The organism is Pigmentiphaga litoralis, assembly GCF_013408655.1.
Lineage (GTDB): Bacteria > Pseudomonadota > Gammaproteobacteria > Burkholderiales > Burkholderiaceae_B > Pigmentiphaga > Pigmentiphaga litoralis_A.
The window spans coordinates 3,135,195-3,159,249 of the sequence record NZ_JACCBP010000001.1 but is presented as its reverse complement, the minus strand read 5'-3'; the positions used below and the strand labels follow the sequence as shown (position 1 = coordinate 3,159,249).

The following is a 24,055-nucleotide window of genomic DNA, read 5'->3' as shown; positions in this document are numbered from 1 at the left end:
TGGTCGATAAAAGCTGGGATATGGACAACGAGCCTCAAAAGGCTCTTCCCCACTGGATAAGAAAATGACGATGTCGGACAGCTTGTGGATCCTGATGGCGGTGGTGTGCGTGGGCACGCTGGTATTCCTGGGTGTGGGCATTGCCCGGGGCGTCCGGGTGCTCGACCCCCACGCCTCGGCGGAACACCCCCCGGCGGATCAGCGCGTAGCCGCTGACCACGTCCCGGCTGGCGATTCCCGCCGGACTAATCCGCCCGGTCATTCCTTCCCCGCCTGATCACCCTACCGAGGCCGCCACCCAGCGGGCGACCTCGACAATGGCCGCGTCCCTGAGCTTCGGGGCCGTGGCGGCCGCTTCGGTCAAATAGGTCGTTACGATCAGCGGACCTCTGCCCGCCGCCCCGGCCGGCCAGATCACTGCAATGTCGTTATGGGTGCCGTTGGTGCCCGTTCCCGTCTTGTCGCCCACCGTCCACCCTGCCGGTACGCCGGCGCGCAAGCGCGTGTCGCCCGTCCGGTTATCCACCAGCCACGCCACGAATTGCTTGCGTGATGCGGGCGACAGCACCGATCCCAGCGCCAATGCCCGCAAGGTCGCGGCCATGGCGGCCGGGGTCGTCGTGTCGCGCGGGTCGCCCGGGATCGCGCTGTTCAGCGCGGGCTCGTTGCGGTCCAGGCGGGTCGTGGCGTCGCCGATCGACCGCAGCCAGGCCGTCAGGCCGGCCGGGCCGCCAAAGCTGGCCAGCATCAGGTTGGCGGCAGTGTTGTCGCTCAGCGTCGTCATGGCCGTACAAAGGTCAGCGACCGTCATCCCGTTGCCGCCCACGTGTTTTTCGGTGCCGGGCGAATAGTCGACCAGGTCCGTCTTGGCAAAGCGCACGCGCCGGTCCAATTGCTCCTTCCCCTGATCCACCCGATGCAGCACGAATCCCGACGCAACGGCCTTGAAGGTGCTGCACATCGGGAAGCGTTCATTCTCGCGGTAGCCATAGCGTGTGCCGGTGTGGGTGTCGATCACGCCGACGCCCAGGCGGCATTGGGCGGTCTGTTCGATGGCGGCAAAGCGCCGTGCGGCGTCGGCCGCGCGTGGATCCTGGGCATAAGGTGCGTCGGCCTCTGACTTGTCCGATCGCGGGGCCCCGTTGGCCCATATTTTCTGGGTGCATCCCGTCGTGGCCAGGCCCAGCAGCGCCGCGCCGGCGGTCAGGGCAAAATGACGTCGATCCATAGGTTGTCTCCGTTGTACTTGCAAGAGTGCGAGGCAAAACATTGCCCGGAGCCGAAAGATAGCGCCCGCTGCCGCCCGCCACAATCAACGATAATCTCGCCCACACCCAAGAAAAACTGGGGCATCGCCACCATGCACTTGCCACTCAATGCCTTGCGCGCCTTTGAAGCCTCCGCGCGCAACCTGAGCTTTACCCGCGCCGCGGCCGAACTGAACGTGACGCAGACGGCCATCAGCCAGCACGTCAAGAATCTGGAAGACCGGGTGGGGGCGCCCCTGTTCCGGCGCCTGCCCCGGGGGCTGGCCCTGACGGATGAAGGGCTGGCCATGTTGCCAGGGCTGACCGACGCCTTCGGGCGTATCGCCAGTCTGCTGGAGCAATGCAGCGACCAGCGCGCCCGCGAAGTGCTGACGGTAGGCGCGGTCGGGACTTTTGCGATCGGCTGGCTGTTGCCACGCTTGCGGGCCTTTCAGCAAGCGCACCCTTTCGTGGATTTTCGCCTGTTCACCAACAACAATCGTGTCGACCTGGCGGGGGAAGGGTTGGACTATGCGATCCGATTCGGGGACGGCGCATGGCATGGAACGGAGGCCGACTATGTGTTCGATGCGCCGTTGTCACCGGCCTGCGCGCCCTCGATTGCCGAGCGAGTGCGCGGTCCGGCCGACCTGGCGCGCGAGGTCCTGCTGCGGTCGTACCGGTCCGATGAATGGTCGCGATGGTTCGATCAGGCGGGGGTGCCGTGTCCGGTGCTGCGCGGCACGGTCTTTGATTCGTCGCTGACCCTGGCCGAGGCCGCTGCACAGGGCGAAGGGGTCGCCCTGTTGCCCACACGCATGTTCACGCGGGACCTGCAGCAGGGCCGCCTGGTGCGGCCCTTCGATCTGGAAATCACGACCGGGGGCTATTGGCTGACGCGCCTCAAGTCCCGGCCGGTCACGCAGGCCATGGACGTGTTCCGTGCCTGGCTGCTGGACGGCGGGTCCGCAAGAATCAGCTGACCACGCCGATGTTCCATGGCACGAATTCGTGGTTGCCCAGCCCGAGCAATTCGCTCTTGCTGCGCTCGCCCGACGCCGTGCGCAGGATCTGCTCAAAGATGCGTTGGCCGACTTCCTGCAGCGTGGCCGTCCCGTCGACGATGTCGCCGCAGTTCACGTCCATGTCTTCGGTCAGGCGTTCGTACATCGGCGTGTTAGTCGCCAGCTTGATCGACGGCACCGGCTTGGCGCCGAACATCGACCCCCGGCCGGTCGTGAAGCAGATCAGGTTGGCGCCGCCCGCGATCTGGCCGGTGGCCGAGACGGGATCGAAGCCCGGGGTGTCCATGAACACGAAGCCCGGTTGCGTCACGCGTTCGGCGTAGCGATACACCTCCATCAGGCCGGTCGTGCCGCCCTTCATGGATGAACCCAGCGACTTTTCAAAGATATTGGCCAGGCCGCCCATCTGGTTGCCCGGGCTGACGGCGCCGTTGATCTGCACGTCGCGGCCGGGCGAGTATTCCTCTTTCCACCAGCGAATGCGTTCGACCAGTTTTTCGCCGACTTCGCGGGTGCGGGCGCGGCTGGTCAGGGTGTGCTCAACGCCATAGATTTCAGGCGTTTCCGACAGGATGGCGGTGCCGCCATGGCGCACCAGGATGTCCATGGCCGCGCCCAGCGCCGGGTTCGCGGTGATCGACGAAAAGCCGTCCGATCCGCCGCATTGCAGGCCGATCTTCAGGTGGCTGGCGCTGACTGTTTCGCGCTTGACGTTGTTGGCGTCGGGCAGCAGTTTTTCGATCGCGGCAATGCCGGCTTCGATGGTCTTGCGGGTGCCGCCGGTGTCCTGCATCACGAAGGTGTGCAGACGCGCGCCGTCGCTCAGGCCCTGGTCTTTCATGAGCAGGTTCAACTGGTTGCGTTCGCAACCCAGGCCCACGATCAGCACCGCGGCAAAGTTCGGATGATGCGCAAAGCCGCCAATGGTGCGGCGAAGCAGGTCCATCGGTTCGCCCGACATCTCCATGCCGCAGCCCAGGCCATGGCTGAGGGCGACCACGCCGTCCACATTCGGGAAGTCGGCCAGCCGGCGGTCATTGAAGGCTTCGGCAATGTGGTGGACCACGGTCGCCGAACAGTTCACGGTCGACAGGATGCCAATGTAGTTGCGGGTGGCAACTTGTCCGTCGGCGCGCACGATGCCCTGGAAGGTCGCGCGTTGTTCGGGCGGCAGCACCGGCGTTTCGACGTAGTCGCGGCTGTAGGCGTAGTCGCGGTCAAACTCGCGAAAGACGGTGTTGTGCGAATGCAGGTAGGTGCCGGCCGGAATGTCGGTCGCGGCAAAGCCGATACAAACGTTGTATTTCAGGATGGGTTCACCGGCGACCAGCGCCCGCGCAGCGATCTTGTGCCCGGCGGGCACCTGGCTGCGGGCGGTGATGCCCTCGGACGGAACGGCGGTGCCGATACCCAGCGGCACGCGCGCCACCACCACATTGTCGGCGTGGTGCAGGCGGATCACGGGTCCGGTGACTTGTTTTTCGGAAATGTCGATCATGAATGCCTCGAATGAAGGGGGAACGCGCAGGATCATTCGGCCTTGATGCCGAACTCCTTGATCAGCGTGGACCACTTCGGCACTTCGTTCTGCACGAAGCGGCTGAAGTCGGCGGGATTGCTGGCCACGGTTGTCAGACCCTGATCGGCCAGCTTGGCTTTCAGGTCGGGCTTGGCCAGGGCTTGCTGCATTTCGGTATAGAGCTTCTGCACGACGGGCGCGGGTGTCTTGGCCGGGGCGAACACACCGTACCAGGTCAGCACTTCAAAGTCCTTCATGCCGGCTTCGACCATGGTCGGAATGTCCGGCGCGGTCGGATTGCGTTGCAGGCTGGTAATGGCCAGCGCGCGCAACTTGCCGGCCTGGATGTGCGGCATCGCGACCGGCAGATTGGCGAACATGTACGGGATGTGGCCGCCCAGCACGTCGGCAATCGCGCCCGACTCGCCCGAGTACGGCACGTGCGTCACATCGGCGCGCAGCAGGTGTTTGTAGAGTTCGCCCGCGATGTGCTGCGGACCGCCCGCGCCCGACGATGCATACGACATCGCATTCGGATTCGCCTTGATCTGCTTGGTCAGTTCTTCCACCGTCTTGGCGCTGACCTTGGCCGGGTTGACGACCAGCAGCAGCGGCATCGACACCAGTTGCGACACGGGCGTAAAGCTCTTGAGCGGATCGAACGGCAGCTTGGGATAGATGTTGGGCGCGATCACCATGGTGGACTGCGACCCCAGGAACAGCGAATACCCGTCGGCCGGCGAACGCGCCACGCTGTCGGCTGCAATGGTGCCGGTGGCGCCCGGACGGTTTTCCACGACCACCTGCTGGCCCATGCTTTCCGACATCTTGGCCCCGACCAGGCGCGCCACCACGTCGGCGCCGCCACCGGCAGCAAAGCCCACGACCATCCGCACCGGCTTGTTGGGAAAAGCGCCGGCATCGGCGTGGGCGGCGTTGGCAGCGGCCAGGCCGACCACGGCAGCGCCGACGACGGCGCTCAGGCGCCATGCCGAGCGGGCAGGCGCAGTGCGGACGGACGGACAGGGGGTGAAGTGGAAAGTCATGCGTGTCTCCAGCGATTGGTATGAGGACGGTGGCAGCAGCGAGGCCATCACCGGTAAGCAGGCGCTCATTCTGGTCGCGTGGGATGCAAAGAACAATGTCGTTGCCCTGTGTTCAGACAACAAAGATTTTTGTGTCTGGCGGCGGTGTGACGTTGGCATGACGGCCGTCTGGATGACCAGGGTTTTCCCGATTCGTCTCAGCCGGTGAGAAATTTCGTTGACGCTGTTGGCGTCCGGCCAGATAGTGCGGGCATTGCAGCAATCAGCGGAAACGACCATGGAACTGCGCGCCTCTTTGAATCACCTGAACGTGACCACCCCCGATCCCGCGGCCATGGCCGCCTTCTACTGCAGCACCTATGGCATGACGCAGGCGCAGGCCGGCGACGCGATTGTCTGCAGCGGACCGGGCCGCGTAGTGGCCTTGACCCGCGGCGCCGCCAACAAGCTGGCCTACGCCCACTACACCTTCAACGACACCCCGGCCTGGCTTGCCTTCCGGGACCGGGTACCCGGCGCGGCGCAGATCGATGTGCCGGCGCTGGCCCGGCCCGCGTCCGACGCCATCGCCATCCGGGATCCGGATGGCAACGTGATCGTGTTCTCGGCGCCTGGCGCGGGGGCCGATGAGGCGTCCGGTTTCCGGGACCATGGCGGCCACGGCGCTCTCGGCGCGGCAGACACGGGCGGCATGCCCCAGGCCATCCTCCAGCACTTCGCGCTGCGCACCACGCAACCGCAAGCCATGCTCGCCTTCTACCAGACTCTGGGCTTTGTCCTGTCCGACGAAGTGCACGACCCGACCGGCGCCGTGCGCGCGTGCTTCTTGCGCACCGAACATCTGCATCATTCCCTGGCTTTGTTCGGCGCACCCGCGGCGGGCTTTGACCATCAGTCCTTCGAGACGGACACCTGGGCCGACATGCGCGTGTGGGGCGACCGGATGGCCGAGCTGCGCGTGCCTATCGTGTGGGGCATCGGCCGCCATGGTCCAGGCAACGACGTGTTTTTCATGGTGCGCGATCCGGATGGCAACCTGGCCGAAATTTCGGCAGAGATCGAAGTCTGTGAATCGGAGCGGCCGGCCGGGGTCTGGGTGCATGAAGAGCGCACCCTGAACCTGTGGGGCAAAGCCATCATGCGCGATTGACCATGGGGGGACGTAGCCGCCTGTTGCGCATCCTGGCCTCGTTCGACCTGTCGCGTCCCGTGCTCAAGCCCGCCGAATTGATGGACGAGCTGGGCGTCTCGCGCGCCAGCATCTATCGCGACCTGGCCGACCTGGAACACGCGGGACTGCTGGAACGCGTGGCCGACCGCGGCTATGCACTGGGGTCGCTGATCGTGGAACTGGACCGGCAGATCCGGCTGGCCGACCCGCTGCTGAATGCATCCGGCACCCTGCTGCGCAAGCTGGCCGACGAGACAGGCGGGACGGTATTGCTGTGCCGGGTGCATGGCGCCAAGGTGCTCTGCATCCATCAGGAAGCCACGCAGGCGGGGCAGACGCCGGTCAGCTATGAACGCGGGCGCGCCATGCCGCTGTACCGCGGGGCCACGTCCAAGATCATCCTGGCGCACCTGCAAGACAGCGCGCTGGCCGCCTTGTGGGAACGCGATGCCGACGAGATGGAGGCGGCCGGATTGCCGCCGACCTACGACGGTCTGCGGGACGCAATGCAGGCCATCCGCAACGATGGCTACTACGTCACGGAAAGCGAACTGGATCGCGGCCTGGCAGGGTTTGCCGCGCCGCTGATGGATGGTGTGCGGGTACTGGGCAGCCTGAGTGTCGTGACCCCCGCGCAGGACCTGACCGACGCACGCCGCAAGTCGGTGCTGACGCGGGTGGTGACAGCGGCCGCGACCATCGAGTCGCGCATCGAGGAAGAGCGCCTGAAAGCGCGCAACAAGAAAGGCAGACAACGATGACTCCGACCCCCCGCCATACCCCGATCGTGATCCTGGGCGCCGGCCCCACCGGTCTCGTGCTGGCCAATCTGCTGGGCACCTATGGCGTGCCGGCGATGGTGCTGGACCGAAATCCTTCCACGGTGGACGAGCCGCGCGCCGTGTCCATCGATGACGAAAGCCTGCGCACGCTGCAGACGGCCGGGCTGGTGGACGAGGCGTTGACGCAGATCGTGCAGGGCTATGGCGTCCACTACTTTTCGTGGTCGGGCAAGCCCTTTGCGAAGGTGGAACCTACGTCGCGTGAATACGGCTACACCAAACGCAATGCATTCCGGCAGGCCGTGCTGTGCGCGCAGTTGCGGGAAGGACTGCGGCGGTTTCCACACATCGACGTGTGCTTCCGGCACGAGGTCACGTCCTTTTCGCAGACCGCCGACGGCGTGCGGCTGGAGGTCGAGGCCGAGGGCGCGCCAACGGTCATCACCTGTGACTGGCTGATCGGTTGCGACGGCGGGCGCAGTGCGACACGCGAACGCCTGGGCATCCCGCTGACGGGGAATACCTTTGCCGAAAAGTGGCTGATCGTCGACCTGCTGGATCGGCCCGACCCCTTTCGTCACACCCGCACCTATTGCGATCCGTCGCGGCCCGCCATCCGGCTGCCCGGGCCCGACGGCACCGTGCGCTACGAATTCATGTTGAAGGGTGACGAGACCGCCGACGACGTGCTGGATGATGCCCGGTTGCGCAGCTGGATTGCCCACCGCGAACCGCGCGACGCCAACCTGACGATTGCCCGCAAGGTCGTCTACACCTTCCATTCGCGGATCGCTGAACGGTGGCGCGACGGCAGGGTGCTGCTGGCCGGTGACGCCGCCCACCTGACGCCGCCGTTCGCGGGGCAGGGCATGAACAGCGGCGTGCGCGACGCCACCAATCTGGCGTGGAAGCTGGCGGCCGTGGTGCGGGGTGGCGCCGATGCCAGCCTGCTCGACACCTATGCGTCCGAGCGCAAGCCGCATGCGTGGGCACTGATCAAGATGGCCATGCTGATCGGCAAATACATGCAGCCCAAGTCGGTCATGGGGGCGATGGCGGCGCAATTCGCGCTCAAGGCCATCAGCCTGTATCCGCCTGCCCGCGACTACGTGCTGCAGCTGAAATTCAAGTCCAAGCCGCGCTTTCTGGAAGGCTTCTTCGTGCCCGACGGCGCGCTCGATGCGCCCATCCGGTCGGGCCAGTTGATGGCGCAGCCGCAGGTCGAACTGCCGGGCGGGCGCCGCGTGCTGCTGGATGACTGGCTGGGCGCCGGCTTTGCCTGCGTCAACTGGCATGACGACGCCGCGCCGGTATCGTGGCCGTCGATCGGCGGACTGCCGTGCCGCACGGTGCGCCTGGTGCGCCAGGACGAAGACTTTCCGTTGGGCATTCGTGATGGCGACCTTGTGGCGCGCGACTGCGATGGCGTGCTGGCCGGCATCCTGCGCCGTGCGCAGGCCCGCGCCATGGTGCTGCGCCCCGACCGGTACGTCATGGCTTTCATTGCGGATGACGACGGACCTTCGCATCCGTCCACCGTGACCGCGGTGCGCGCGCTGTACCAGCGCCACGCCATCACGACCGACGCAGTAGTTGAATTTGGCAACGATTCGCCGCAGACTGCAGGGCGGCGCATCGAACGACACGAACCCCTTACAGCAACAGGTCCTGCAAACGCCAGGGCTGTCATCACCGGAGAACATGCATGAAATTCCTCAGCTTCGTCCACAACGGCAAAGCCAGTTGGGGCACGGTAGTCGGCGACGGTGTGGTCGACCTGACCTCGGCCGAATTCCCGACGCTGAAGTCGGCGATCGAAGCCGATGCGCTGCAACGCCTGGGCCAGGGCGCGCAGCAGTCCAAGCCGGTGGCTTCGCTGGACACGCTCGACTACCTGCCGGTGATTCCCGATCCCGGCAAGATCGTTTGCGTGGGCCTGAACTATGACGATCACGTCAAAGAGACCAAGCGCGACAAGACCGAAAACCCCACCATGTTCCTGCGCGTGGCCGAGTCGCAGACCGGGCACAACAAGCCCATCCTGCTGCCGCCGGAATCGCATGAGCTGGACTACGAAGGCGAGATCGCCATCATCATCGGCAAGGGCGGACGCCGCATCGCCGAAGCCGACGCCTGGGATCACATTGCCGGCTACGCGCCGTACAACGACGGATCGATCCGCGACTGGCAGCGTCACACCATCCAGTTCACGGCAGGCAAGAACTTCAATGAAACCGGTGGCTTCGGCCCGTGGATGGTCACGCGCGACGAGATCGCCGACGGCGAATCGCTGTCGCTCGAAACCCGCCTGAACGGTCAGGTCATGCAGAAGTCGTCGACCGACATGATGATTTTCGACATCCCGCGCCAGATCAATTACATCTCGACCTTCACCACCCTGAAGGCCGGCGACGTGATCGTGACCGGCACGCCGGGCGGTGTGGGCGCCAAGCGCAATCCGCCGGTCTGGATGAAGGAAGGCGACACGGTGGAAATCGAAGTGGGCAAGGTCGGCACGCTGGTGAACACCATCAAGGCCGAAAAAGCCTGAGTGGCTGGCCTGCCGTCAGTGTGCTGACGGCAGGCTGATCACCGCGGGCCATCAACGCGGGCGGATGCGCGCGCCAGGGATCACCTTGGCGGGTTCATCCGCCCGTTTGCGTTGCAGGAACACGTCGATCAATTGTTCGCGGAACCACTTGTGCGGCGGACTGCGATGGGTGCGTTCATGCCAGCCGACCGCGATCTTGCCGGTCGGGATCGGCACGGGCAATTCGAACAGCTTGAGCGTGCTGCCCAGGCTCAATGCCAGCGTGCGTGGAAAGACCGCGGCAAAATCGCTTTCGTACAGGATGTTGGTCGCCAGCATGAAGCTCGGCACCGAGGCCACGACCTTGCGCGCCATGCCGTGTTCGGCCAGCGCCGCGTCAATGTCCCCGACAAAACTGCCCCCCATCGGCGACACGATCACATGGGTCAACGCGCACAGGTCTTCCATCGACATGACGCGTTTGTTGAAGGGATGATCGCCGCGCAGCGCGCAGACGAACGACTCGGTCGACACATGCCGGGTATGCAGGCGCTCGGGCATCATCGACAGCACCGTCAGCAGCAGGTCCAGCTGGCCAGTGGCCATGCGTTGATCGATGTCGGGCTTGTTCAGGCGGGTCAATGGAATGAAGGCCAGCCGGATGTTGGGCGCCCGTTCGGCCCAGGTCGCGAAGGACGCGGCCAGGCCGTTGTGCATGGCATCGGGGCTGCCGATCTGGATGGTGGCTTCGGACGTGAGCGGATCGAAGTGGTCGGGCTGCACGATGGCGCGGAACTCGCCGATCAACTCGGACAGGCGCGGCGCGATTTCGAGTGCGCGCGGGGTCGGCGTCATGCCCCGCGATCCCGCCACCAGCAAGGGGTCGTCGAACATGGCGCGCAGCCGCACCAGCTGCGCCGAGAGCGCGGGCTGGCTGGTCTGCAGGCGCGCGGCGGCCCGGGTCACATTGCGTTCGGTCATCAGCGCATCAAGCGCCAACAGCAGATTCAGATCGAGCTTGCGGGTCATGGCGGCGCGTTGCGGGCAACGGTTCGGTATAAAAGGGAAATATACCAGCGATACCACGTATCGATTTGCGTGATTGCCGAGGCAGGCGCAGCATGAATTCCAAGACGTCACGACAAGCGGCACTGCAACCCATCCCGCCCTTGCCGTTCCAGGCGCCGACCCACATCAGGAGTCAATCATGCAAACCTTCTCACTCAGCCATCGTGTCATGGCCGCCAGTTTCCTTGCCGCTGCCAGCATGGCAGCCAACGCTGCCCCGTTGAACAACAGCCTGCTTGGCGCTGCGGTGCCGGTGTCGCAGGCGACGCGTTCGATCTCGCTTGCGCCCACCACGGACTACGTCAACGTTCAGTATGGCGAAGTGGTCCGCTTCGACGGTGCGGGCGAGCCCTTTGCCGTCAAGTTCGATGGGGTGCGCGACACCTTTTCTCTGAACACGTTCTCGCCCGTCGGTGCGCTCGATCACGTGGTGCGTGTCTATGTCGAGCCCGATGCCGACAACAGCCATTGATTGCTGCCGTCCCATCGAACGAAGGCCGCCTGGATCGACTCCGGCGGCCTTTGTTCATGCTGCAGCGGCTGACTGAACTCAGTCGGCGCCGAAGCGGTACCCGATGCTGGTCAGGAACAGCGTGTCGGTCTTCTTGATGCCCGGACGCGGATTGCTCTGGAAACGGTTCGACAAGGTCAGCTTCAGTTCGATCTTCTTGGTGATCGACGTTGCCAGACCCGCGTCGAACTGCGCCCGCAGGCCGCTGTCCGTCAGGTTCGGGTAGAGCGCAAAACGCTGGTTGAGCGACGTCGTGTCGGTGATCCGATGCTGCGATTCTTCGCCGATCAGAAATTCCATGCTGTTGCGCGTTTCGCTCGTGAAGCGCTCATGGTTGTAGGTCAGACCCGAAAACACGTCGAAGATCGTGTTGTCGTTCTTGATCAGGTGATAACCCACGCCGCCTGCCGTCACGGCCCGCAGATCCAGTTCCTGCAGCTTGTCGTGTTCCGTATCGAGCGAGCCGAACGCAAACACGTTTTCGTTCAGGTTGCGGTCGTACTTGGCGCCGGCGCGGAACAGGTTCGCGGTCTCTTCGCGGTTGCCGTCATTCTTCTTCGTGCCGTACAGGGTCGTCAGGTAGAAATTGAGCTTGTCGTCCTGGCTGGCCTTGGCGGCGTTGGCCGAGATGTTGAACGACGTCGCGTCCGTGTTGCCCGAGGCGACACTGGCGCCGGCGTTGATGGCGCCGCGCCATTGGTTGTCCTGCTTGACGGGGGCTTGCGCAAGCGCGGAACCGGCAGCGAACAGGGCGATCAGAGGGACGAGACGTTTTTTGACTGGCATCGGTGGGTTCTCCTGGGGGACGGCAGGCGACGGTGCGCGCTGCGACAATGGCGTCGAGCCGGACAGCAGGGTGCCCGGCAGACAGGGAAGGCATTCAAGGTGACGATGATGCAGCGCGCGCAGGCGTGCGGCGGCGGTGGACACGCGCCATGAGGCATGGCGGCGCCTGTACGAACGACGCGCAGGCGCGCCGTGGAATGCATGAGCCTTGAAGACTACACTGTGCATCGCGATGCGCGAACCCCGGGTTCCGGGCTCGTCATCGACCCATACACCTGTTACGTGCAGATACGCCGGCGTTTTCCTTCCCCTCCATGCAAGCCATTCTTTCGTTTTTTACCGATGTCCGCGACAGCGTTTCGGCATCGAGCACGCTCAGCCAGCTGTTTGCCACGGTGGTGGTGCTGGTCGCCGCCATGATGGTCACGCGGTCCGCCGCCAAGTACTACCGGGGCAAGGATTCCGGTTCGACCGGCGAACGCCGCACCGCCTACACCGCCGTGCGCAATGGCGTCGCGGTGGTCGTGCTGATCCTGCTGTTGTTCCTGTGGGGCGGCCAGTTGCGGCACTTCGCGCTGTCGGTCGCCGCGCTGGCAGCCGCCGTCGCCATCGCCAGCAAAGAGTTCGTGATGAGCGCATTGGGTTCGTTGATGCGCGCCACGCAGCGGCCCTATGCGGTGGGCGACATCATCGAGATCAACGGCATGAAGGGCGAAGTGCTCATCATCGATCTGTTCAGCACGACGCTGCTCGAAGAAGCGCAGTCCGGCTATGTGACGGGCCGCACCTATCAATTCCCCAACATGCTGTTGCTGCTGAATCCGGTGCGCAAGTCGTCGACCATGGGCAGCTTCGTGCTGGAAGCGGTGCGGGTGCCGCTCGACCCCGCTGACGATGTGGTGTCCGCTGAACAGCGTCTGCTGCAATCGGCAGTGGTCGTGTGCGAGCCCTGGGTGCAACAGGCCGATGCGCACTTTCGCCGGATCGAAGGCGCGTATCTGGTGGCCTTGCCGGAAAGCCGGCCCGTGGCGTTGATCGAACCGGTGGATGCCAAGCGGGTCGATGTGGTCGTGCGCTTTCCGTGCCCGAGCAATCGGCGGATGGCGGTGGGGCAGCAGATCCTGAACGGCTACTACGCGATGATCCGCGAAGAAAGAAAGGCGCGGTCGGCGGCCAACGCGGCGGCGCCGGGCAAGGCGGCGGACAAGGCGGCGGGTTCCGCCTCGCCCGGCGCCGCGAGCGTCACGCCTTCGCCAGCCACAACCTATACAGCCCCGCAAACGCCGCCGGATAAGCCTGTTCCACTTCGTCCCATTGATCCGGTGTGAGCGTGTCCGGGTCCTGAGCCACGACGCTGCGCGCCATCGCGGCGGTGGCCAGGGGCGCGTCGACTGCCAGCAGTGTCAGTCCCTGCCGTTGCGCCATGGCCACCCATTCGGTCATGGGCAACGCGCGTTCACGCACATGGAACAGCAGGTCGCGCAGTCCGCCCGCTGCATGGAAGTCCGGCGATCGCGCCACGCCATCGGGCAATGAAGCGCCGCCTTCCTGGATCAGCATGCGGCGAAAGGCCAGCCGGCCGTCGGCATCATCGGTCCATCCTTCGGCATGGATACGGCGTCGCAAGGCCTCGAACGGCGCGCGGGCCCGGGCGCTGTAGACGGCCGCATACAGGACCGCATCGGGCGCCATGACCTTGGACAGCGCCGCAAAGCCGGCCTCCGGATCCGGCAGATGCGGCAGCACGCCGACACACTCGACCGCACGAAAGGTCTGCCCCAAGGTCGCAGCCTGATGCAGATCCATGGCGTGGAAGGTCACGTCGTCCAGCCCGGCTTCCGCGCATTTGTGCGCGGCATGCGCCAGGGCGTTGACGCTGAAATCGATCGCGACGATCCGCGCCAGGGGATACCGGTCGTGCGCCACAAAGATTTGCTGACCCGTGCCGCAGCCCGCGACCAGCACCTGCGCACCGGTCGCAGGCCAGGCCGACACCCGGCGCGCCACCCGCGCCGGCAGGTGGGCCGGCATGCCCAGCGGTTCGCGCACCCAACGAGGGTAGGGATGCGCATCGTAGTGATCGCGGACGGGATCCTCCGACAGGCGCGCGGCATCCGCGATCAGCCGGTCGCGTACCACCGCTTCCCGCGCCGCCGCCTGCACCCGTTCGATCAACGGCGCCAGGCCGGGCCATTCGCGCTGGGCATGGGACGACCGCAGCAAGGCCCCCAGTGCACTGCCGGCCAGCGGCACGGCCGTGGCCACCAGCGCAATGTCGGCGGCGTTGACGGCAGTGCCGATCTGGTGGCGGGCCAGCAGGCCGGCTTCCAGCGCCTGGGCACGGGCCAGCGTTTCGGCGGAGGGCGGCTCGATGCCTTCGGTCAGGTCATTCTGCAAGGCCATCGCCAGGGTCAGCCGCAGTGGCGTATCGCGCTTGCCTTCATGACGGCGCGCCAGCAGCAGGTCGCGCAGCCGGGCCAGCAAGGTCTGCCAGTCGGCATCGGCAAGGATCGCCACACTCGCCAACGCGCAGAACACGGGCTGACTTTCCAGGTGTCCGGCCGCGGTCAACAGCTGGCGGGCCGAGGGCGCCTCGTGCGTGGGGGCGCCGGTCGACGGCATCAATGCCTGCGCCACGGCCGGCTCGGCGGCCAGGTAGGCCAGCACCGCGGGGGCCAGGTCGCTGGGCCGCACCCAGGCCTGGTCGAGCGCCAGGCACAGCACCCGGTCGACGTCCGCATGGCGCCGGGCAGGGCAGTGCGCCACCAGGAACTGGCCCAGCGCCGCGCGGGCGCGCGCCGATTCGGGTGCAAGGGCAATGGCCGCATACAGGGCGTCGAAGGCGTGCCGGTACTGGCCGGACGCCGCGGTGTCGCGCGCCTGGGCCAGCAGGTGATCGACAGACGGAGCAAGATGAGAAGGCATGGGGGTCGCCTGCGCATGCCGGCGTGAAGGGCCGCCGATCCACCCTGGCGGCAGGGGCCGCCGTGCAACGACCGGCAGGGGCCGCATCGGCGCGGGCCCGTCCGTCAGCCGCCACTGTCGCAGATGTCCGGGCCGCACGGGTGAAGATTGTGTGACGGCGGCGACGGCGGCCGCCCTGCGCTGCCGCTGACTGTCCGGGTCATGAACGGTAAACTCAACCATCCCCTGCCGGGCGGCCGCGTCGCCCAGCGTCATTTCTTCGAGCCGCGCCATGAACTCTTCCCGCTCTTCCGCCTCGACCATCATCGTCATCGGGACCGGCATTGCCGGCCTGGCCAGCGCGCTGGCGCTGGCCCGCAAAGACCAGGATGTGGCGCTGCTTGGTCCCAAGGCGCCGCTGCCGCCGGCCCGCGCGGACGAGTTCGACCCGCGCGTTTATGCCATTTCGCCCGCCAGCCAGCAGTTCCTGGTCGAGCTTGGCATCTGGGACCTGCTGCCCGCCGACCGGGTCATGCCGGTGGAAGCCATGGAAGTCTTCGGCGACGCCGCCTCGCCACCTGCCGATGCCGTGCGCCGCATGCCTGCGCCGTCCACCGGCCGGGTGGAACTGTCCGCATGGCAGGGCGGGCTGGCGGCCATGGCGTGGATCGTCGAATCACGCGAGCTGGAACGGGCGCTGCGCCAGGCCGTGCAGATGTTCAATATCCGGTGGATCGCCGATCGCTACGCGGGCCTGGAGCGCCATGCGCCCGATGCCCCGTTGATGCTGCGGACCGCCAACCATGCCGGTCTGCCCTGCGGCCTGGCTGTGGGGGCGGATGGCGCCGACTCGCCCCTGCGCGAATCGATCGGCCTGCCGGTGACGCGTTCCACCTACGATGCCACCGGGCTGGTCATGCACCTGTCGGTGGCCTTGCCGCATCAGGGCCGCGCGCGGCAATGGTTCACGCCCGATGGCGTGCTGGCGCTGCTGCCCATGCCCGATGCCGACGGGCAACCGCAGGTGTCCATGGTCTGGTCGATGCGCACTGCCAAGGCCGATGCCTTGCTGGCCATGGACGCGGCCACGCAGCGCGTCGCCATGGGCGAGCGCCTGTTCGAGGCCACCGGGGGCGTGCTGGGCGCGCTGACGGCCCGTACGTCGCTTGTGGGCTTCCCGCTGGCCTTGCAATCCGCCAGCCAGATGGTTGCGCCCGGCGTGGCGCTGGTGGGCGACGCGGCCCACCTGGTGCACCCGCTGGCCGGGCAGGGCCTGAACCTGGGCCTGGGCGATGCCAAGGCGCTGGCCGACACCCTGGCCACGCGCGAGGCCTACCGCAACGTGTATGACCTGCGCGTGCTGCGCCGGTACCAGCGCGCGCGGGCCGAGCCGCTGCTGGCGATGCGGCTGGCGACCGACGGCCTGTACCGCCTGTTCGATTCGCCGCTGGCCCCTGTCAATTGGCTGCGCAACGCGGGCATGAATGTGGTGGATCGCCTGCCGCCATTGAAGCGCCTGTTGGTGCAGGGCGCGTCCGGCCTGTAGGCGGGGCACACCCACGCGCTATCATTGGGCGATCAAGAAAGGAAGACTATGAAGCGAACCGTAGCGGGCTGCCTGTCCGCCCTGATGTTGTCCCTGGCCCTGCCTGCCGCCGTATCGGCCCAGGTCTCGCCCGCCAGATCGGCGCCTGCCGCTGCTGCAACGGCCCCAGCCGCCGCGCCGACGGCTGCCGAAAACACGGTCAAGAAACTGTTTTCCGATCGGTTTGGCGCGGTCGCGATCGACAGCGTGACCCGCACGCCCTATGGGCTTTACGAAGTGCGCATCGGGTCGGACCTGCTTTACACCGACGACAAGGTCAGCTTCGTGCTGGACGGCACGCTGATCGACGCCGCGACCAAACGCAACGTGACGCGCGAACGGGTCGAAAAGCTGCTGGCGGTCAACTTTGACGAGCTGCCGCTGGACCTGGCGATCAAGCAGGTGCGGGGCAATGGATCGCGCCGCATTGCGCTGTTTGAAGACCCGAACTGCGGCTATTGCAAACAGTTGCGCAAGTCCATGACCGGCATCGACAACGTGACCGTGTACACCTTCCTGTACCCGATCCTGGCGCCCGATTCGACCACCAAGTCGCGAGCGGTGTGGTGTTCCGCGGACCGGGCCAAGACCTGGGATGACTGGATGCTCAATGGCAAGACGCCCACCGGCGCGGGCACGTGCGACACCCCGATCGAGAAGGTCGTGGCGCTGGGCAAGAAGCTGCAGATCACCGGCACGCCGACCATCTTTTTTGGCGACAACACGCGAGTCGGCGGCGCAATGCCTCCGGATCAGCTGAAGGCCAAGCTGGACTCGATGGGCAAGGGCTGACCCAGCCTTGAAAGAAAAAACGCGCCGTAAGTCCGGCGCGTTTTTTTTTGTTGCGTCGAGGCCGGGTATCCAGGCCCCGCCGTATCACCGAGCCGGCGCCGGCGCGCCTTCGCCCTTGGGCCACAGCACCCACATCTTGCTGGGCTGCTTCATGCGGCCGGCCTGCTCGCCGGCTTCCTCGCCATAGCCCCAGAACACGTCCGCGCGGGCCGGGCCCTTGATGGCGCTGCCGGTGTCCTGCGCAAACACCATCTTCTGCAACGGCACCTTGGAATTGGGCATGGTCGTGGAAAGGAACGCCGGTGTGCCCAGCGGAACGATGGCCGGGTCCACCGCGATCGACCGCTGCGCGGTCAGCGGCATGCCGAAGGCGCCCTTGGGGCCTTCTTCCGCATTCACCACGGGTTCTTCGCGGAAAAACACCACGGCCGGATTGGCGTTCAGCATTTCCTTCACGCGGGTCGGATGCGTCTTGGCCCATGCCTTGATGCTCTGCATCGACGCCTGATCCAGCGTCAGCTCCCCCTGGTCCACCAGCCAGCGGCCGATCGACACATAGGGGTGGCCGTTGTGCTCGGCATAGGCCACGCGAATCACGCTGCCCTTGCCTGGACCGTCGTCCAGCGACGCGCGCCCGGTGCCCTGTACCTGCAGGAAGAACGCATCGACCGGATCGCTGACCCACACGATGGCAGCCGGCTCGCGGCCCGCGCGTTCCAGTTCGGCGCGGCTGTCGTAGGGCACTACCCGTTTGCCGTCGAGCTTGCCGCGCACGCGCTTGCCCGCCAGCTCCGGATACAGAGACCCCATGTCGAGCACCAGTAGATCATTCGGCACGGCGTACAGCGGCCACTGGTACGGGCCGCCGCGCACGCGGGACGCACGCACCAGGGGCTCGTAATAGGCGGTGGCCAGGCCGGTCGCGGCCTCGCCTGTGGGCGTGCGGACAGTCCAGGGTTCCAGCCATTTTTCAAGAAAGGCGCGTGCCTGGGCCGGGCTGGGATTGCGCAGCGACGGATCGCGCGCCGCGGCGCACACCTGTTGCCATGCATAGGGATCCACGGTTTGCGGGGCGGCGAGCGACACAGGCCGGCCGGTGCGCAGCATGATGGACCGGCAATTGTCCTGGAAGGTCGTCCAGGCGCTTTCCACGGTGTCGGCCTGCCAGCCACTGACCGACGCCCACCCGCTGCGCACGAAGTGCTTGCTGGCCTGCAGGGCGGGTTTGCTGGCCGGACGGGCGACCGGGGCGGCAGGGGGGCGAGCGGTGGACGGGGGCACCGCGATGCCGCCGGGTGTGGTGGTGGGCGCCGGATGTACCGGGTCGGCGGACCCCGCCGTGCCGCCCGACGAGCCGGGCGACGATGACCCCGGCCAGGCCGAGCCGGGCGATCCGTAGGCGCCCGATGTGCCGGACGACCCCGACGGGCCGGCATCGCCACCCGAGTCGGGCAGCACGGTCACGGGCGCGCCGCCACAGCCCGCCAGCGCAAGCGCCGCGGCCAGCGTCAGCGCCGCGGGGCGCAAGCGGTTACAGTGGGACAAGACAGACTTTTTCGCAGTGACCTTGCGAACGGACATTATGTGGTTGCTCCTTCTGGAAGCGGCATTGGCGCTTGCCTTGCTGGTATTCATCGTGATGTGGACCGTGTGGCCGAAGCGCAAGCAGCTCGGTAACGAGATGCGCAAGCCGCCGGCTGCGGACGCCGCCGATCCCGGCACGAAGCAGGATCCGACGCGCGATCCGCGCGGTCAGTGAAGGGTGCGAGGCACGGCCAGCACGAATTCGGGAATGTCGACTTCAAACGGGCTGCCGTTGTCGCCGACGCAATGATAGGTGCCGCGCATGGTGCCGACCGGGGTCGATAGCGGACAGCCGCTGGTGTACTCGAAGCTCTGGCCAGGCTGCAGCAGCGGTTGCTGACCCACCACGCCCAGTCCGCGCACTTCCTGCTCCTGCTGATTGCCGTCGGTAATGATCCAGTGGCGGCTGATCAGCTGCACGGGCTGCGAACCGGAATTCGTGATGCGTATCGTGTAGGCGAAGATGTACTGATTCTCGGCCGGATCGGACTGATCGGCGAGATAGCGCGGTTCAACGGTGACCGACAATTCGTGAGATTTCATGCGTGCGCCATATCGATACGACAAATTTCATACAATTCATGGGATGACCGGTGCGGATCCTTCCGCAGCCCCCTGAGGCGCCCGGCCTGACATCTCTGCACTGGAAGCTTCCATGACCGATCTGACGCCATTCGACCCGCACGCCACCCGTATTGCTCCAAGCATTTTATCCGCCGATTTCGCCCGGCTCGGGGAAGAGGTGCGTAACGTTGTAAGCGCCGGCGCGGACTGGATCCATTTCGATGTCATGGACAACCATTATGTGCCGAACCTGACGATCGGCCCGCTGGTGTGCGAAGCGATCCGGCCGCATGTGCAGGTGCCGATCGACGTGCACCTGATGGTCGAGCCCGTGGATGCGCTCGTGCCGATGTTTGCGAAAGCCGGGGCAAACATTATCAGCTTTCACCCGGAAGCGTCACGTCATGTGGACCGCACGCTTGCATTAATCCGGGATCATGGCTGTCATGCGGGGCTGGTGTTCAACCCGGCTACCCCGCTCGATTACATGGACTACGTCATGGACAAGCTCGACGTGGTCCTGCTGATGTCGGTCAACCCCGGCTTCGGTGGACAGAGCTTCCTGCCCAGCACCTTGCCCAAGCTGCGCCAGGCGCGCGCCCGCATTGACAAGTGGCGCGCCGAGACGGGGCACACCATTGCGCTGGAAGTGGACGGCGGCGTCAAGATCGACAACATCGCCGAGATTCATGCCGCGGGCGCCGATACGTTCGTGGCGGGCTCGGCCATTTTTGGCAAGCCAGACTACGCAGGTGTCATCCGGGACCTGCGCGCGCAGATCGCGAAGGGCGCGTCGCTGGCAGCGTGATGCCGGGCCGGCACGGACGCCGCGGGCACGGCACTTGCCGTATGCTTCGCTGACATCGTCTTCGGCCGGTCCCGCGCGCCACCTCGCATCACCTCCCTTACCCCAGGAATTCCCATGCCCTTGCACGCTGTATTGTTCGACCTCGACGGCACGCTGGTCGACTCGGTGCCCGACCTGGCCTACGCCGTCAACGCCATGCGCGTGGACCTGGGCATGGCGCCGCTGCGCGAAGATGTCATCGCCACCTACGTGGGCAAGGGCGTCGAAAACCTGGTGCACCGCGCGCTGGCCGCGAGCATGGACGAAGCCACCGAACACGAACGGTTCCCCGAAGCGCTGGCCTCGTTCCGCCACGCGTATCACATGATCAACGGCGAAAAGACGCGCATCTTTGACGGCGTCATTGAAGGCCTGCAGGCCATGCGCGCGCAGGGTCTCAAGCTGGCCGTGGTCACCAACAAGGCGGCCGAATTTACCGGACCGCTGCTCAAGAATATCGGGCTGCATGCCTTTTTCGACGTGGTCGTCAGCGGCGACACGGTGGATCGCAAGAAGCCTGATCCCATGCCCATGCTGTACGCGTGCGAACAGCTGGGCGTCGCCCCGGCCGACGCGCTGGTGATCGGCGATTCCATGAACGACGCATCGTCGGGCCGCGCGGCCGGCTGCACGGTCCTGCTCGTGCCCTATGGCTACAACGAAGGCCGCGATATCCGATCCATCGAAGCCGATGGTATAGTTGCAAGCATCAAGGAAGCCGCCGAGTGGACCGCGTCACGCACCGCATCGGCAGCCACCGGATCCGAACCCCTGCCGCTGACGATGCACTGATCGCGGCAACATCGTTTACGAATTCAATCATCCGCATGCTGATCATCACCCCCGCGATCCCGACCTGCGCCACCTGGCGCTGGTGGCGTTCGTCAGCCGGGTGGTGGTGATTCTTCCCGGCCGATCGTTCAACGACTGAACGTCCGGCCATCGTTAGACCCCAAGTTTTCGAATCGACCCCGCCCGCGTCCTGAAGGACCGGAGGCGTCGTCATGTCATGTCCGACTCCGGTACCCAAGATGCGGGCGGTGCACCAGACACCGCATGTTCTCGAGGACACCATGACAGAAGTCGAATTCCAGGCGCTTGCCGCCCAAGGCTACAACCGCATCCCGCTGGTCGCCGAAACCTATGCCGACCTCGACACGCCGCTCGCGCTGTACCTGAAGCTCGCCCAGACCGGCCCGGCCAAGGGCGCCATGAGCTGCCTGCTTGAGTCCGTGGTGGGCGGCGAGCGTTTCGGCCGCTACTCCTTCATCGGCCTGCCTGCCCGCGCCTTTCTTCGCACCCACGGCACCGTCACGGAAGTCGTCGAAGACGGCGTCGTGACCGAAACGCATGACGGCGATCCGCTGGCTTTCGTGGCCCACTACCAGAAGCGCTTCAAGGTCGCACTGCGGCCGGGCATGCCGCGCTTCATCGGTGGGCTGGCCGGCTACTTCGGCTACGACATGGTCCGCCACATCGAAAAAAAGCTGGGACCGTGCACCAAGCCCGACCCCGCCGGCATGGGCGATCCGGTGCCCGACATGCTGCTGCTCTTGATCGATGAACTCGCCATCGTCGACAACCTGACCGGCCGGCTGTACCTGGTCGTGTATGCCGACCCGACCTTGCCCGAAGCCTATCCCCGCGCCCGCAACCGGTTGCGCGACCTGCGCGCCCAGCTGCGCAAGTCCGTCGACATTCCCTACAGCCAGGCCAGCCTGCCCACCGAAACCCAGCGCAACTTCCCCAAGGCTGACTACCTGGCCGCGGTCGTCAAGGCCAAGGAATACATTGCCGCCGGCGACCTGATGCAGGTGCAGGTGGGGCAGGTGATCGCCAAGCCCTTCCGCGACTCGCCGCTGTCCTTGTACCGCGCACTGCGGTCGCTGAACCCGTCGCCCTACATGTACTTCTGGAATTTTGGCGACTTCCAGGTAGTGGGCGCGTCACCCGAGATCCTGGTGCGGCAGGAAGTCGTGACCGAAGGCGGCGCGACCCGCCAGAAGGTCACCATCCGCCCGCTGGCCGGCACCCGCCCGCGCGGCGCGACGCCCGAAGAAGACGCCGCCCTGGCCGAGGAGCTGCGCGCGGACCCGAAAGAAATTGCCGAGCACGTCATGCTGATCGACCTGGCCCGCAACGACGTGGGCCGCATCGCGGACATCGGCTCGGTGGTCGTAACCGACCAGATGGCCATCGAACGGTATTCGCATGTGATGCATCTGGTGTCCAACGTGACGGGCACCCTGCGCGAAGGCATGAGTTCGATGGACGTCCTGCGCGCCACCTTCCCGGCCGGCACGCTGTCGGGCGCGCCCAAGGTCCGCGCCATGGAACTGATCGACGAGCTGGAACCCGTGCGCCGCTGCATCTACGCAGGCGCCGCGGGCTACCTGAGCTATGGCGGTGAGATGGACGTGGCGATCGCGATCCGCACGGGCGTGATCAAGAACGGCATGCTGTACGTGCAGGCCGCCGCGGGCGTCGTTGCGGATTCGGAGCCTGAAAAGGAATGGGCCGAGACGGAAGCCAAGGCCCGCGCCGTGCTGCGCGCGGCGGAGCAGGTGCAGTCGGGGCTGGATGACCCGATTTGAGTCCTTGAGGGTGGACATCGCATCGGCATCCGTTGCGGTGTCCAGGACCGCCTGTGTGACACCTTATCGGGCGGCGCTTGCCCCCGGCCCCGCCACGATCGCCGACAGGAAAAGATCGATCGCTCATGACGCCCTGGGCGCGGCTGGTGTCGTTCGGCATTGCGGCGGTCGAGCCCGGCATGTTTGGCATCGGGCCAGTTCCCGCGGTGCAGCAGGCCCTGGCGCGGGCCAAGTGGTCGATCGGCGACGTGGAACGGATCGAGATCAACGAGGCGTTTGCGGCAATCACGCTGGCGTGCCTGCGGGAGCTGTCCTTGCCGGAAGACATCGTCAATATTGAAGGCGGCGCGATCGCCCATGGCCATGCCATTGGCGCGACCGGCGCGGTGCTGACGACGCGGCTGCTGCACAGCATGCGGCGCGATGGACTGCGGCGCGGCATCGTCACGCTGTGCATTGGCGGCGGGCAGGGGATCGCGCTGGCGCTTGAGGCGCTGTAGGGCGTTGCATCAAAGCCCCGCAGCGTGCCAGCAGGCGGACCGCGATGGCACTTGAAAACGCCTGACGCGGCTCAGCGCCGCTTTGCCTGCTGCGCCACGTGCTCGTGCAGCACGTCGATAAAACTTTGCGCGGCGGGCGAAGGCGCGCGGCGCGACATGCCGTACACGCAGATCGTGCGGTGAAAGGCCGGCTTTACCAATGGCACCATGACCAGCCCATGCGCCTGCACCGTGCGGGCCGCATAGCTCGGGCACACTGTCACGCCCAGCCCGGCTTCGGTCATGCCTAACGCTGTCGTGATGTAGGACACGGACTGCGTTCCTGGCGCCGCCAGGGCCTCGCGCCCGGCGGCATCCAGCTCAGGCAGCACGCGCCGCAGAAAGTCGCGCGTGGGGGCGATGAAGGTCTGGTCCGCCAGATCGCTCCACGCCACCTGGCGGCGTTTGGCAAAGGGGTGGCCTGCCGGACAGACCAGCCAGTGCCTGTCCTTGAACAGTGTCTGGCGCTCGAAGGTGTCGTCCACCTCGATGTCCTGGCCGATGGCCAGTTCAACTTCCCCCGACGGAATACCATCCAGCAAGTGCTCGGGTGGCGTATCGGCCAGGCGCACTTCAATGGCGGGGTAACGCGCGCGAAAGGCTGCGATCACGGGCGGCATCCAGGTGCAGGCCATGAACTGCGGCGCGGCCAGGCGCAGCACCCCACGCCGCTTGTCCCTCAGGTCGGTCAGCCCGGACACTGCCGTCGCCAGGTCGGCCAGCATGCGCTGCACCGCCGGCTGGAATTCCCGGCCGGCCTCGGACAGCACCACGCGCCGCGTATGGCGATCGAAGAGCCTGACGCCCAGGTCCGCTTCCATTTCACGGATGAGCACGCTCAATGCTGACTGGGTGAGATGCAGCGTCGCCGCCGCCGCCGTGAAGCTGCCGGTGTCGGCCACGGCGGTAAAAGCGCGAAGCTGGCGCAGGGTCAGATTCATACAGTCTGTTCATGAGTCGA

At 66.1% G+C, this 24,055-nt stretch carries 24 protein-coding genes and 1 pseudogene; 16 read left to right on the top strand and 9 right to left on the bottom strand.

Translation table 11 applies throughout. The features are described from left to right. The first annotated feature begins 64 nt into the window (after window positions 1–64). A complete protein-coding gene (locus HD883_RS14270; protein WP_179584345.1) occupies window positions 65–277 on the top strand; it encodes a hypothetical protein in 213 nt (70 codons plus the stop codon). Here HD883_RS14270 and bla read toward each other — a convergent pair whose 3' ends face one another. Then, complete coding sequence (gene bla / locus HD883_RS14265) at window positions 278–1,228, bottom strand: class A beta-lactamase (protein WP_179584348.1); 951 nt, start codon at window positions 1,226–1,228, stop codon at window positions 278–280. Window positions 1,229–1,360: 132 nt separating this feature from the next. Between bla and HD883_RS14260 the strand changes: the two genes are divergently transcribed. Continuing rightward, window positions 1,361–2,230 (top strand): LysR family transcriptional regulator, encoded by an 870-nt coding sequence (locus HD883_RS14260; protein ID WP_179584350.1) that lies wholly within the window; start codon window positions 1,361–1,363, stop codon window positions 2,228–2,230. Here the strand turns inward: HD883_RS14260 and HD883_RS14255 are convergent. Both HD883_RS14255 and HD883_RS14250 read right to left on the bottom strand, forming a co-directional pair. Next, entirely contained in the window at window positions 2,223–3,770 is a 1,548-nt protein-coding gene (locus HD883_RS14255; RefSeq protein WP_179584352.1) for a UxaA family hydrolase, read from the bottom strand. The two genes, HD883_RS14260 and HD883_RS14255, sit on opposite strands and share 8 nt — an antisense overlap. Window positions 3,771–3,802: 32 nt before the next feature. Continuing rightward, on the bottom strand, window positions 3,803–4,837 hold the full coding sequence (locus tag HD883_RS14250; RefSeq protein ID WP_179584354.1) for a Bug family tripartite tricarboxylate transporter substrate binding protein: 1,035 nt from the start codon (window positions 4,835–4,837) through the stop codon (window positions 3,803–3,805). Here HD883_RS14250 and HD883_RS14245 point away from each other — a divergent pair. The 5 genes from HD883_RS14245 to HD883_RS14225 all read left to right on the top strand — a co-directional run bounded on the left by HD883_RS14245 (window position 4,836) and on the right by HD883_RS14225 (window position 9,341). After that, window positions 4,836–5,045, top strand: coding sequence for a hypothetical protein (locus HD883_RS14245; protein ID WP_179584356.1), 210 nt, complete (start codon window positions 4,836–4,838; stop codon window positions 5,043–5,045). The genes HD883_RS14250 and HD883_RS14245 overlap by 2 nt on opposite strands. A 69-nt stretch (window positions 5,046–5,114) precedes the next feature. Next, entirely contained in the window at window positions 5,115–5,987 is an 873-nt protein-coding gene (locus tag HD883_RS14240; RefSeq protein ID WP_179584358.1) for a VOC family protein, read from the top strand. 2 nt (window positions 5,988–5,989) lie between these two features. Next, window positions 5,990–6,769, top strand: coding sequence for an IclR family transcriptional regulator (locus HD883_RS14235; RefSeq protein ID WP_179584360.1), 780 nt, complete (start codon window positions 5,990–5,992; stop codon window positions 6,767–6,769). Next, window positions 6,766–8,499 carry a bifunctional 3-(3-hydroxy-phenyl)propionate/3-hydroxycinnamic acid hydroxylase gene (locus HD883_RS14230; RefSeq protein WP_179584362.1) on the top strand — a complete coding sequence of 578 codons (1,734 nt, stop codon included), beginning with the start codon at window positions 6,766–6,768 and terminating at the stop codon, window positions 8,497–8,499. Before HD883_RS14235 ends, HD883_RS14230 begins: the two co-directional genes overlap by 4 nt. After that, window positions 8,496–9,341 carry a fumarylacetoacetate hydrolase family protein gene (locus HD883_RS14225; protein WP_179584364.1) on the top strand — a complete coding sequence of 282 codons (846 nt, stop codon included), beginning with the start codon at window positions 8,496–8,498 and terminating at the stop codon, window positions 9,339–9,341. Before HD883_RS14230 ends, HD883_RS14225 begins: the two co-directional genes overlap by 4 nt. 51 nt (window positions 9,342–9,392) lie before the next feature. Here HD883_RS14225 and HD883_RS14220 read toward each other — a convergent pair whose 3' ends face one another. Further along, window positions 9,393–10,349: a LysR family transcriptional regulator gene (locus HD883_RS14220; RefSeq protein ID WP_179584366.1), complete on the bottom strand. Its 957-nt coding sequence runs from the start codon at window positions 10,347–10,349 to the stop codon at window positions 9,393–9,395. Window positions 10,350–10,527: 178 nt separating this feature from the next. On the opposite strand from HD883_RS14220, the gene HD883_RS14215 reads away from it, so the two are divergent. Then, complete coding sequence (locus tag HD883_RS14215; RefSeq protein WP_179584368.1) at window positions 10,528–10,860, top strand: CzcE family metal-binding protein; 333 nt, start codon at window positions 10,528–10,530, stop codon at window positions 10,858–10,860. 78 nt (window positions 10,861–10,938) lie between these two features. Here HD883_RS14215 and HD883_RS14210 read toward each other — a convergent pair whose 3' ends face one another. Next, the gene (locus HD883_RS14210) at window positions 10,939–11,685 is read right to left on the bottom strand and encodes a DUF481 domain-containing protein (RefSeq protein ID WP_179584370.1); all 747 of its coding nucleotides are present in this window, start codon (window positions 11,683–11,685) and stop codon (window positions 10,939–10,941) included. Between the two features lie 314 nt (window positions 11,686–11,999). Here HD883_RS14210 and HD883_RS14205 point away from each other — a divergent pair, with 314 nt between their 5' ends. Then, window positions 12,000–13,013, top strand: a complete 1,014-nt coding sequence (locus tag HD883_RS14205; RefSeq protein ID WP_179584372.1) for a mechanosensitive ion channel family protein — start codon at window positions 12,000–12,002, stop codon at window positions 13,011–13,013. On the opposite strand, the gene HD883_RS14200 is transcribed toward HD883_RS14205, so the two are convergent. Then, entirely contained in the window at window positions 12,928–14,610 is a 1,683-nt protein-coding gene (locus HD883_RS14200) for a class I SAM-dependent methyltransferase (RefSeq protein WP_179584374.1), read from the bottom strand. The genes HD883_RS14205 and HD883_RS14200 overlap by 86 nt on opposite strands. 271 nt (window positions 14,611–14,881) lie before the next feature. Between HD883_RS14200 and HD883_RS14195 the strand changes: the two genes are divergently transcribed. Together HD883_RS14195 and HD883_RS14190 are read left to right on the top strand one after the other, a co-directional pair. Further along, window positions 14,882–16,135: an FAD-dependent monooxygenase gene (locus HD883_RS14195; RefSeq protein WP_179584376.1), complete on the top strand. Its 1,254-nt coding sequence runs from the start codon at window positions 14,882–14,884 to the stop codon at window positions 16,133–16,135. Between the two features lie 48 nt (window positions 16,136–16,183). After that, window positions 16,184–16,966 (top strand): DsbC family protein, encoded by a 783-nt coding sequence (locus HD883_RS14190; RefSeq protein ID WP_179584378.1) that lies wholly within the window; start codon window positions 16,184–16,186, stop codon window positions 16,964–16,966. Window positions 16,967–17,050: 84 nt separating this feature from the next. On the opposite strand, the gene mltA is transcribed toward HD883_RS14190, so the two are convergent. After that, the gene (gene mltA, locus HD883_RS14185; RefSeq protein WP_257022185.1) at window positions 17,051–18,511 is read right to left on the bottom strand and encodes a murein transglycosylase A; all 1,461 of its coding nucleotides are present in this window, start codon (window positions 18,509–18,511) and stop codon (window positions 17,051–17,053) included. Between the two features lie 37 nt (window positions 18,512–18,548). Here mltA and HD883_RS14180 point away from each other — a divergent pair, with 37 nt between their 5' ends. Next, window positions 18,549–18,725 (top strand): hypothetical protein, encoded by a 177-nt coding sequence (locus HD883_RS14180; RefSeq protein ID WP_179584382.1) that lies wholly within the window; start codon window positions 18,549–18,551, stop codon window positions 18,723–18,725. Here HD883_RS14180 and apaG read toward each other — a convergent pair. After that, entirely contained in the window at window positions 18,719–19,093 is a 375-nt protein-coding gene (gene apaG / locus HD883_RS14175; RefSeq protein ID WP_179584384.1) for a Co2+/Mg2+ efflux protein ApaG, read from the bottom strand. The genes HD883_RS14180 and apaG overlap by 7 nt on opposite strands. Window positions 19,094–19,205: 112 nt before the next feature. On the opposite strand from apaG, the gene rpe reads away from it, so the two are divergent. The 4 genes and pseudogenes from rpe to HD883_RS14155 all read left to right on the top strand — a co-directional run. Next, complete coding sequence (gene rpe / locus HD883_RS14170; RefSeq protein WP_179584386.1) at window positions 19,206–19,922, top strand: ribulose-phosphate 3-epimerase; 717 nt, start codon at window positions 19,206–19,208, stop codon at window positions 19,920–19,922. Window positions 19,923–20,036: 114 nt separating this feature from the next. Then, window positions 20,037–20,753 carry a phosphoglycolate phosphatase gene (locus tag HD883_RS14165; protein ID WP_179584388.1) on the top strand — a complete coding sequence of 239 codons (717 nt, stop codon included), beginning with the start codon at window positions 20,037–20,039 and terminating at the stop codon, window positions 20,751–20,753. Between the two features lie 281 nt (window positions 20,754–21,034). After that, on the top strand, window positions 21,035–22,555 hold the full coding sequence (locus HD883_RS14160) for an anthranilate synthase component I family protein (protein ID WP_179584390.1): 1,521 nt from the start codon (window positions 21,035–21,037) through the stop codon (window positions 22,553–22,555). Between the two features lie 125 nt (window positions 22,556–22,680). Beyond that, a pseudogene (locus tag HD883_RS14155) lies at window positions 22,681–23,055 on the top strand (acetyl-CoA C-acyltransferase); the annotation flags it as partial. A 71-nt stretch (window positions 23,056–23,126) separates the two neighbouring features. On the opposite strand, the gene HD883_RS14150 reads toward HD883_RS14155, so the two are convergent. Beyond that, complete coding sequence (locus tag HD883_RS14150; protein ID WP_179584392.1) at window positions 23,127–24,035, bottom strand: LysR family transcriptional regulator; 909 nt, start codon at window positions 24,033–24,035, stop codon at window positions 23,127–23,129. Window positions 24,036–24,055: the final 20 nt, after the last annotated feature.